Here is a 10,570-nt window from a genome sequence, read left to right as displayed (position 1 = left end):
TTTAAAGTGATGTTCAGTTTTTTTAAGGCTGCCCAAACTGAGGGAATACTACAGTCAAAATGCTCTGCAATTTCTTTTAGGAGAGCATCTGGGTGTTCCTTGACATAGGCTTCTAACTTATCCAATGGCAATTTGCGAGGGCTTGGTTTTCTTTTTTGGCGCTCCAAATGACCTAGTTCTTTGAGTTGTTTCTCCCACAGATACAGTGTATTAGTGCTAATTCCAAATAACTGACACGTTTCTTTTTTGGAATGACCAGCCTCTACATAATTAATAACTCGTTTTCTAAAATCTATTCCGTAACTTTTCATAAGTATAGTATAACACATACTATATAGAAACTAACGAACTATAAAATAGCCCAGAAGCGGTTCTAGGTTGGAAATATGATATGAGCGAGGTAAGTTGCTTTCGTAAAGTACAATGTGCCGAAAGTAAGCTTGGATAAAATTTAATGCAAACAACTACAAATAATCATCTAAAAGTTCTAGTTCTATCAAGGAACGAAAGGAAGAGAGGGTGTTCATATTTTGTTTTGATGTGAGCAGAGTGAGTGTTGGTAGTTTGACATTCTTTAAGTGAAAGTCTGAACATGTCTATTGTAAATATCAATTTTTATTCAAAAAGCTAGTATTTTAAAATGCTATAAAAAATAGACTTGCCTCGGCAAGTCTACTCTTGTGTTTAGTTCTTCTGATAAAACTTATTGTGTTGGTAGATAGGGTCAAAGGTAAGATTGATGCCTAATTTACGAAGGACACTCTTATCTTCATCGGATAGGATTACAGTCGAATGGGCTTCGCTACCATTTAATTGCCCCAATTCTTTCATGGCACGTGCAGCAAGAGGGCTGTCTTGTGCGGTGATGACAAGGGCGTTAAGAATCTCACTTGCATCCAAACGAGTATTATTTTTATCCAAATAATCTGCCTTCAATTCTTGGATTGGGCGGATGTAGTTTGGTTCGATAAGAAGTGTTTCATCATCGATTTGTGCGATTTGCTTGATAGCATTGAGAAGAACAGTTGCAGTTGGTTTGAGGAGGTCTGATGTTTTTCCTGTTACCATCTCTCCATTTGGCAACTGAATAGCTAGGGCAGGGCTGGCTGTCAGCTCTGCTTTTTCGTGGGCAGCGATAACGACCTTACGATCGGCTGGTGTCACACCGACTTCATTCATGAGGAGTTCAATCTTTTTAACTGCTTGCTCACCAACCCGCTCTGCCTTGAAATCAACCAAGGTCTGGTAGTAGCGGCGGATAATTTCTTGCTTGGATGCTTCGATAGCCGCTTCCTCGTCCACGATGGAATAGCCCACCATGTTAACGCCCATGTCGGTCGGTGAGGCGTATGGTGATTTGTTCAAAATACGTTCAAAGGTACGGTTGAGGACAGGGAAGACCTCGATGTCACGGTTGTAGTTGACCGCAGTTTTGCCGTAGGTTTGCAGGTGGAAGGGGTCGATCATGTTGAGGTCGTCCAGGTCGGCAGTTGCCGCCTCATAGGCCAGGTTGACTGGGTGGTGGAGTGGTAAGTTCCACACTGGAAAGGTTTCAAACTTAGCATAGCCTGATGTTACGCCATGCAGTTGGTCGTGGTAAAGTTGGGAGATACAAGTCGCCAATTTACCTGAACCAGGTCCAGGTGCGGTAACAACGACGAGATTGCGACTAGTTTCAATGTAGTCATTTTTGCCCATACCTTCTGGTGAGATGATGTGGTCGATATCAGAAGGATAACCCTTGATTGGGTAGTGGAGATAGGACTTGATACCATGTTTTTCCAACTGTTTGCGGAAGGCGTCTGCGGCTGGTTGGTTGCGGTATTGGGTAATAACGACAGAACCAACATAAATATCAATATCATTGAAGGTGTCAATCAAACGGAAGACTTCTTGGTCATAAGAGATACCCAAGTCGCCACGTGCCTTAGAATGTTCGATATTGCTGGCATTGATGGCGATGACGATTTCTACTTGGTCTTTCAACTCTTGGAGGAGTTTGATTTTGTTATCTGGTTCATAGCCTGGTAAAACACGGGCTGCATGGAAATCTTCCAGCATTTTTCCACCAAATTCCATATAGAGTTTGCCTTCAAACTGAGCAATTCGTTCTAAAATATGGTCACGTTGCAAATTCAAATATTTATTTGAATCAAATGCGATTTTCTTCATCTCAATAAGTCCTCCAAATGTGTCATTTTCTCTGGGAAAAACAAAAATAGCTCCCTAAAACTAGGGAGCCTTTTCTCCGACCTCTCAAAAGAGGTGCCCGAACAATACTATAACAAACTGTGCTAATCTTGTCAAGAAAAAGTCAGATGGAACAAAAATTAAATAAATGTTTAAAAAATATTTAATTTTTATAAAATTAAGTGTTGACTTTATTAAAATAAAGTGTAAAATAATATTAAACAAATATTTAAATTATGTTTAAGGAGATGTTTATGAAAAAACTAATCAACAATACATTATTCCTATCTAGCTTTGTGGCAGACTTGATTTCCAACTTTGGAGACACGCTTTACTACCTAGCTCTGATGAACTATGTCCTGTTTCTACCAGATACCAAGTTTGCCTTGGCGATGATTACCGCATCTGAAACCTTGCCGATTTTGGCTGGTCTCTTTATCGGGATTTGGGCAGACAAGACCAAAAATAAATTGGATACCATTCTTGCAACCCTGCTGGTTCGTGTCGGTCTCTATGCCCTTGTTGGCTTTTTAATGGGCTTTGCCCCAGCCCTCTGGATTGTAGCAGTCGTTTGTGTCATCAACTTCTTGTCTGATTTGTCGGGTCAATACGAAAATGGTCTTTATCTACCTGTCAGCCTGCGGGTTGTGGCAGCAGAGGATCGTGAAACAGCCATGGCCTTCAAGATGACTGTCAAATCGCTCTTGCAAATTGCCTTTCAAGCTAGCGGAGCCATCCTGATTGGTTTTATGTCCTATCAACAACTCGCCTTCTTCAATGCAGGGACCTTTATGGTCAGCCTTGCTATTATGGTAATTCTTCGTCCAACTTTTGCTAAATTGCTGAAAGAAAATCCTATCCAGCAAGCCGAGCAAGTAGAAACGGAAGCTGGGATTGTCAAAGGAATTGGTCAGAGTATCAAAGAATCTTACCAAGCTGTGCAGAATATTCCCGTACTTAAAGCGTCAATCATCACCATTGCTAGCTTGAATGCCATCTTTACAGCTCTCTCTCCCTTGGTGGTTTTAAATATGAAGGAGTTTTCAGATTTTGTCATTGTCAATGCAGGGACAACTGTGGCTTTGATTTCCATTCTCTTCTCAGTTGGTAGTATTTTGGGTTCAAGCTTGGGTATGGCAGCCTTTAAAAATGTCAGCCTAATCAACCTGCTCAAGTTCTCTACTCTTATGCCAGTCTTACTTTTTTCAGGGATTTTTCTTCACAATATTTATATGGTGCTAGTAGTTCTCTTCGTAACGGCAATGACCTTGGGAATTTTCAATCCTAAAATGAATGCCCTTGTGTTGAACGAACTGCCTGAAGATAAATTGGCGACAGTTGGTGGAGGGATTGATGCCTTCTGTCAGATTGGTATGGTAGCAGGCCAAGCCTTGGTGTCATTGATGGTAATGTTCCTGTCTCCGACCAGTATTTCCCTTATCTTCCTCTTGCTTTCTGTGGGACTAGTAGGCTATACTATTCTTACAGGATCTAAACCTGCAAAGTCATTAGTGAATACTTAGAAAGAAAACTATGAAATTAGATTACCGAGATTATAGAAGCGAGATTGTCGAAAAATTCTTTATTCCTTTAATTGTCACGGAACGTGAGGAACCGATTGAGGCGGATTTTTCACAGAAAGAAAAAGACATTCTCAAAGATGCCTTGGACATTCGTGATGAGATTGAAGAAAAGTTGACAGATTTTCGTCAGGAAGTCAACGAGGTCTTTGTTTGGGGTCATATCTTTAACATTTTGCATAGTCTTTATTTCTATCTCTTGAATGATGGGCAGGATCCAAAGACAGTTGAGGAAGCTTGTCAGTTGATTTTAAAGCTGTCTCAAGAAGAAGTAGAAGAGACCATGCGGACCATGTTGGCATCAGAAAATGAAGGTCATCGCGAGAAGGACCTCAGCCTCATGGAACTTTTGGAAAAAATGGATAAAAAGCCAGCAGATAAGTGGTACTGGTCACTGGCTATCCGCAATCCACTAGAAACTGTTCAGAGGTCTGTCGCTCTCTTGGATAAGATGCTTCCAATCTATCAACCCTATTTTGAGCAGGCAAGAGCGGAGCGGGAAGAATTTGCTCAGGAATTTGACATTGAAAAACTCTATCGAGACTCCAAACGGTTGTCCATGACTGGCTTGGATGCTTTAGGAGTGGAAACAGCCCAATTCTTCGTTCTCAGTCCTTGGAATTATTGGTTTGCTTATTACGGCAATGAGCAGTTTGACACTATGAAGGTTGCTTTGCTGGCTTCCTGTCGAATTGACCAGATTATGCTGTCGAATGATGAGCTGGATCTGGACGATTTGACAACGGCTCTTAAAGTCATTAGCGATAGTACGCGTTACCAAGTTTTGGTAGAGTTGACCAAGCCCTATGCCAAGAGCAAGGATATTGCAGAACGCCTGTCTATTACAGGGGCAGCGGTGTCTTTCCACACCCAAAAGCTGATTAACGGCGACCTGCTTCTCTTTAATGCCAAAGATAAGAATATCAAATACAGTGTTAATCGCGACCTGCTCCAACAGGTGATTGACAAGTTGAAAGACGATTTTGATTTGTAAAAAAGCCTTGTAAGTTAGATCTTACAAGGTTCTTTTGTGCTTATACTCTTCGAAAATCAAAATCAGACGTTGTTGACTTGATTTGATGAGTGAAAAGGTCCAGTGGATCTTTTCAGCCTGTTCCCTTGAAATATAATAAGGAACAGTGTTCTATCCACATCTTACGGTCACGAACCAAGTTCGTCTAATTTCCGACCTCCAACAGTCTATTCCTAGACTGTTGGAGCTAGTCTGTTTTTGATTTTCATTGAGTATTAATGATGAACCAGCTGAGCAGTTGGCAAGTGATGATGGTGATAAAGAAAACCAGCCAGCCTTTCTGTATTTTGGTCAGGGAACTAGTTTCTAGGAAGAAAAAGCTGATTTCGACTGGGATAACATGGATAAAATAATAATAGCTGGCATATTCTTTGAGAAATTGGAATTTTTTCTGGCGGAAGAGGTCTGTGGTTAGGGTCCAGGCGACTAGATAGGCTGTGAATGGAATCAGGCTAAATCGAAAGTTCTTGTCGTAGCCTTGATTAAGATAGATGATTGTAGCCTCAAAAATTAAAAGAGCTATGCAGACAAGTAGTTTGGTCTTTTGTCGGTATTGGAAAATGGGTTGATTGAGTTTGTCGGCTAGATAAAAGCCTGTCAGGACAAAAATCGGTGCGTAGAAGAGGCCGTTGCGGCTGGTGAAAAAGAAGTTTTTGTAGTTATCAAATGCGGTCAGGAAAATCGATTCTGCCAGGTAGGAGGAGTAGGTTTCAACAGATCCTAGGAGATAGAGAAGGCAGGCAAGACTGACTGTGACGCGCCAGCCCCATTTCTTTAGGGAATAGTGGATGAGGACAAGGCCAAGCAAGAAAGCGGGCATGTACCAGAGTTGGTAGCTGGTGCCGGTGTAGGTCAGTCCGACTAGGAGAGCGAGGGGATAGTAGGAAAGGGGGATTTCCTGGAGGTGTAGGTAGATGAGGTAGAAGGGGAGGTAGAGGGCGGACCAGGTCAAGTACTGTTTGCTGTAGCGGATCAGGTATTGTTTGGAGAGGCTGGGGTAATTACGTCGGAGGAAGAAGCTGGCTGTGACCATGAAGTAGGGAACGACCATGCGACTAAAAATGGATTTTTGGATGAAGTGGAGCTGGTCTGCTTCAAATAGTCTGCGGCAATGGAGGGCGATAACGAGAATAGCTCCGATGAACTGGATGAGGGAGAGCAGGGATGTATTGAGTGGTTTTGTCTTATTTTGCATGTTAATATTTTTCTTTTTTCTTCCATTTTATCGAAATCTGATGAATATGTAAATGTTTGCAAAAAGATGTGGAGAGGTGCTGGCTGAAACTTAGTTGACAAGAGAAGTCCAGTGGAAAATATGGTATAATGTTAGGACGGAGTAAATGTAAACCATCTATTTCGTTTAAGTTAGAAAGGAGCATATAGATGAAAGATTTACATGCAAAATTATTGGCTGATTTTGGGATTGATTTTTCGGATTTGAATTTATTAGAAACGGCTTTTACCCATACTTCTTATGCCAATGAGCATCGCCTTCTAAAAATTTCACATAATGAGCGCTTGGAATTTTTAGGAGACGCTGTTCTCCAGTTGATGATTTCCAAATATCTCTATCAAAAATATCCTGATAGCCCCGAAGGTGAGATGTCCAAGTTGCGTTCGACCTTTGTACGTGAGGAGTCTTTGGCTGGTTTTTCACGTGCTTGTGGTTTTGATCGGTTTCTTCGTCTTGGTAAGGGGGAAGAGAAGTCTGGAGGGCGAAATCGCGATACTATTTTAGGAGATGCTTTCGAGGCATTCTTAGGAGCTCTGCTATTGGACAAGGGTGAAAAGACCGTGGAGGAATTTATCCATAAGGTCATGATTCCTCGTTTAGAAAAAGGGAATTTTGAGCGCGTGACCGACTATAAGACTGCTTTGCAGGAAATTTTGCAGGTCAATGGTGAGATTGCTATTTCGTATCAAGTAATAGCTGAGTCTGGTCCTGCCCATGATAAGACCTTTGAAGTGGAGGTATCTGCTGATCAGCGTGTGATTGGTCGTGGTCGTGGTCGCTCTAAGAAATTAGCTGAACAAGCCGCCGCCAAAAATGCTGTGGAGGCTAGAGGATAGGTATGTATCTAAAATCAATTGAAATGCAGGGCTTTAAGTCCTTTGCGGATAAGACCAAAGTCGTCTTTGACCGTGGAGTGACTGCTGTTGTAGGGCCGAATGGTTCTGGCAAGTCCAATATTACAGAAAGTCTACGTTGGGCCTTGGGAGAGTCGTCTGCTAAAAGCCTACGTGGAGGCAAGATGCCCGATGTTATCTTTGCAGGAACGGAAAGCCGCAAGGCTCTTAACTATGCCTCGGTAGTGGTGACCTTGGATAATTCTAGCGGATTTATCGCGGATAAGGCTAAGGAAATTAAGGTTGAACGCCACATTTATCGTTCTGGTGATAGTGAATACTTGATTGATGGGAAAAAGGTTCGCCTACGGGATATTCATGATCTTTTCATGGATACTGGCTTGGGTCGGGATTCTTTCTCTATTATTTCTCAAGGGCGGGTTGAAGCAATTTTCAATTCCAAGCCTGAGGAACGCCGTGCTATTTTTGAAGAGGCGGCAGGGGTCTTAAAATACAAGACTCGTAAGAAAGAAACAGAAAGTAAGCTGGCACAGGCCCAGGGCAACTTGGACCGCTTGGATGATATTATCTATGAACTGGATAATCAGGTCAAGCCATTGGAGAAACAGGCACAAACTGCTAAGAAATTTCTAGAATTAGATGGTCAACGTAAGGAATTATACTTAGATGTTTTGGTGGCTCAGTTGTCGCTTGGTAAGGAAAAGTTATCGGAAAAAGAAGCCGAACTAGAGTCTGTCAAAACTGAATTGACTAGCTACTACAAACAGCGTTCTGAGCTGGAGCAAGAAAATCAGAACTTGAAGGAGAAGCGCCACCGCCTGTCAGAACAATTGGAGCGTGAACAGGCAGTTCTGTTGGATTTGACCAAGTTAATCAGTGATTTAGAGCGAAAAATTGAGGTCCATAAACTGGAATCTAGTCAAAACGAATCAAGTCGTCAAGAAGCGCAGGCGCGTTTGGAAAAATTGTTGACTCGACGAGAGCAGTTGGCAGAACAGATTGAGCAAAAGCAAGAAATACTTGCGCAATTAGATAGTTCCTTGTCTAGCTTGAAAGGCGATATTGCTGCGGTAGACAAAGAAATTTCCTATTTTTCAGAAGATCCTGATCAGGTTTTAGATCATCTGCGTGAACAGTATGTTGCTCTGATGCAGGAAGAGGCAGAAGCTTCAAACCGTCTGACCAAGATTCAGCAGGATATTGCCAATCAAATCAGTCTTTCTGAGAGTAAATCTGAAGACTTGGCACGCTTGCAGACGGAAAAACAAACAGCTCAAGAAGTACTTGATAAGAGTCGGAAAAGTTTAGAAGAAGCTGATCAGGTTTTACGCCAGTTACTTGAGAGCTATCAGACCCAAAAAACAGAATTGGATCAAGTCCAGACTGCTTATCAGGCTGAGCAAGGTCGCTTGTTTGATTTGCTGGATCAGTTGAAAGGCAAACAGGCTCGCCAGTCTAGTTTAGAAGCTATCTTGAAAAATCACTCCAATTTTTACGCGGGGGTCAAGGCTGTCTTACAGGCGGCACCAAGCTTAGGAGGAATTATTGGAGCAGTCAGTGAACAACTGACCTTCGATACTCGCTACCAGACAGCTCTGGAAATTGCTCTTGGTGGTGCTAGTCAAAACGTCATCGTTGAAGATGAAGCGACTGCTAAACGAGCTATCGCATTTTTGAAAGAAAAACGGCAAGGGCGGGCAACCTTCTTACCTCTGACAACTATCAAGCCACGTCAGCTTTCTGGACAGCAAATCTCTTTACTAGAATCTTCCGATGGATTTTTGGGGCTTGCAAGTGATTTGGTGACTTACCAGCCAAATTTAGATGCGATTTTCCAAAATTTGCTAGGCACTATCGCAATTTTTGATACCATTGACCATGCCAATCAGGCAGCGCGGGCAACCAAGTTTCAAGTGCGTATGGTGACCATGGATGGAGCGGAAATCCGTCCTGGTGGAGCCTTTGCTGGTGGTAGCAATCGAAATAACAGCACGACCTTTATCAAACCAGAACTCGATGCTCTTTTGGAAGAAATAGCAGAGCTATCTAGTCAGTTGCAGGAGCAAGAAAGCTTGGTTGCAGCTAAGAAAACTAGTTTAGACCAGACCAGAGAAGCCTTGGAAACGATTAAGGCGGAGGGGGAAGAAGCTAGATTGAACCAGCAGAGCGCAAGGATTCATCAGGAACAGGCAGAAAATAGACTGGCCCAAGTGACTGCCCAGTACGAGTTACAAATGAGCCAAGTCAGTCCAAGCATTCTAACGGAATTGGAAGAAGAAGCGACTAAAGAAGAAGTTAATCTTCAAGCCTTAACAGAGAAAAAACAAGCCTTGGATCAGCAAATCAATCAGGTACGCGACAATCGTGACAGTATCCAAGAGAGCTTGCAAACCTTGCAGACCCAGAAGGGGCAATTGACTGTAGAACAGGCTGATCTATCTAGTCAGCTTCGATTTGAACAGACTGACCTGACACGCTTGAGAGAAGAAAAAGCTGCTACCGAGAAAGATATCTCTATCTTAGAAGACCTGATTAACCAGAAAGTTGAGGCTTTAGAAGATACCAGTATCGAAATTTTGGAAGAGCAGTTGCAGGCAGCGTCTGACAAGCAGAGCCAAACGAGTCAACTTCAGATTCGTCTTAAGTTTGAACTGGAAGACATTGATGGTCAGTTTGAGGACTTGGAAGGCCGCTTGGAGCAGGCGCGGACTAAGAATGACGACCTCATTCGCAAGCAGGCCAAGCTAGAATCCGACTGTGAGCAGGCCAGCGACAAGCTCATGAGCTTGCTGTCCAATCTGGGTGACCAGTACAAGATGACCTTTGAAGAAGCTCAAAGTAAGGCTAAGCCAGTAGATAATCTGGCTCAGGCAGAGGGGCAGGTCAAGGACTTGGAACGTTCTATTCGTGCTCTCGGTCCTGTCAACTTGGATGCCATTGAGCAGTATGATGAGGTCAATAACCGCCTGACCTTCCTCAATGAGCAACGGACAGATATTTTGTCGGCGCGTGATTTACTACTAGATACTATCCACGAGATGGATGATGAAGTCAAAGAGCGCTTCAAGGTTACTTTTGAAGCTATTCGTGAAAGCTTTAAACAGACATTCAAACAAATGTTTGGCGGTGGTTCAGCGGATTTGATTTTGACAGAAGGTGACCTATTGACTGCGGGTGTGGAGATTTCAGTTCAACCTCCGGGTAAGAAAATTCAATCTCTCAATCTTATGTCAGGTGGCGAAAAAGCCCTTTCGGCCCTCGCTCTGCTATTTTCCATTATCCGTGTTAAGACCATTCCTTTTGTAATTCTCGATGAGGTGGAGGCAGCCTTGGATGAGGCAAATGTCAAACGTTTTGGTGACTACCTCAACCGTTTTGATAAGGACAGTCAATTTATCGTCGTGACCCACCGTAAAGGGACCATGGCGGCAGCGGATGCCATGTATGGGGTGACCATGCAGGAATCTGGCGTGTCCAAGATTGTGTCGGTCAAACTGAAAGATGTGGAAGACTATACAGATTAAGAACTTGAAAAACTTGGAATTTTCCAGGTTTTTTCTTGATGGAAATTCGACTAGACGAAAGGGAAATAGGGCGAAATATGGTATAATCCCGACTTTATCACTTTATTTTTCCACGATCCGCTTCAATCGCTTGATAGAATTGGATTTTTTAAGTA

Annotated in this window: 7 protein-coding genes; 4 read left to right on the top strand and 3 right to left on the bottom strand. The window is 42.8% G+C overall.

Annotation, left to right across the window (positions count from 1 at the left end; genetic code table 11):
• Together SST62_RS1000000111955 and SST62_RS0101200 are read right to left on the bottom strand one after the other, a co-directional pair.
• Nucleotides 1–311 (bottom strand): IS630 transposase-related protein (locus tag SST62_RS1000000111955; protein ID WP_029185983.1); only part of this gene is annotated, 311 nt, incomplete at its 3' end.
• A gap of 373 nt (nt 312–684) precedes the next feature.
• A complete protein-coding gene (locus tag SST62_RS0101200; RefSeq protein WP_029185982.1) occupies nt 685–2,172 on the bottom strand; it encodes a DUF1846 domain-containing protein in 1,488 nt (495 codons plus the stop codon).
• A gap of 272 nt (nt 2,173–2,444) precedes the next feature.
• Here SST62_RS0101200 and SST62_RS0101195 point away from each other — a divergent pair, with 272 nt between their 5' ends.
• On the top strand, nt 2,445–3,713 hold the full coding sequence (locus SST62_RS0101195) for an MFS transporter (protein WP_029185981.1): 1,269 nt from the start codon (nt 2,445–2,447) through the stop codon (nt 3,711–3,713).
• 10 nt (nt 3,714–3,723) lie between these two features.
• Nucleotides 3,724–4,764 (top strand): ArsR/SmtB family transcription factor, encoded by a 1,041-nt coding sequence (locus SST62_RS0101190; protein ID WP_029185980.1) that lies wholly within the window; start codon nt 3,724–3,726, stop codon nt 4,762–4,764.
• Nucleotides 4,765–5,008: 244 nt separating this feature from the next.
• Here the strand turns inward: SST62_RS0101190 and SST62_RS0101185 are convergent, their stop codons facing one another.
• Nucleotides 5,009–5,998 carry an acyltransferase family protein gene (locus tag SST62_RS0101185; RefSeq protein WP_029185979.1) on the bottom strand — a complete coding sequence of 330 codons (990 nt, stop codon included), beginning with the start codon at nt 5,996–5,998 and terminating at the stop codon, nt 5,009–5,011.
• A 188-nt stretch (nt 5,999–6,186) separates the two neighbouring features.
• On the opposite strand from SST62_RS0101185, the gene rnc reads away from it, so the two are divergent.
• Both rnc and smc read left to right on the top strand, forming a co-directional pair.
• On the top strand, nt 6,187–6,873 hold the full coding sequence (rnc, locus tag SST62_RS0101180; RefSeq protein ID WP_004299101.1) for a ribonuclease III: 687 nt from the start codon (nt 6,187–6,189) through the stop codon (nt 6,871–6,873).
• Between the two features lie 2 nt (nt 6,874–6,875).
• Complete coding sequence (smc, locus tag SST62_RS0101175; RefSeq protein ID WP_029185978.1) at nt 6,876–10,415, top strand: chromosome segregation protein SMC; 3,540 nt, start codon at nt 6,876–6,878, stop codon at nt 10,413–10,415.
• Nucleotides 10,416–10,570: the final 155 nt, after the last annotated feature.

It is taken from the genome of Streptococcus suis YS56, assembly GCF_000440115.1.
Classification (GTDB): domain Bacteria; phylum Bacillota; class Bacilli; order Lactobacillales; family Streptococcaceae; genus Streptococcus; species Streptococcus suis_L.
This window is presented reverse-complemented; position numbering and strand designations above follow the sequence as displayed.

Coding starts and splice junctions, on each gene's coding strand:
- SST62_RS0101185 (WP_029185979.1), bottom strand. CDS start 5,998: ATGCAAAATAAGACAAAACCACTCAATACATCCCTGCTCTCCCTCATC.
- SST62_RS0101195 (WP_029185981.1), top strand. CDS start 2,445: ATGAAAAAACTAATCAACAATACATTATTCCTATCTAGCTTTGTGGCA.
- smc (WP_029185978.1), top strand. CDS start 6,876: ATGTATCTAAAATCAATTGAAATGCAGGGCTTTAAGTCCTTTGCGGAT.
- SST62_RS0101200 (WP_029185982.1), bottom strand. CDS start 2,172: ATGAAGAAAATCGCATTTGATTCAAATAAATATTTGAATTTGCAACGT.
- rnc (WP_004299101.1), top strand. CDS start 6,187: ATGAAAGATTTACATGCAAAATTATTGGCTGATTTTGGGATTGATTTT.
- SST62_RS0101190 (WP_029185980.1), top strand. CDS start 3,724: ATGAAATTAGATTACCGAGATTATAGAAGCGAGATTGTCGAAAAATTC.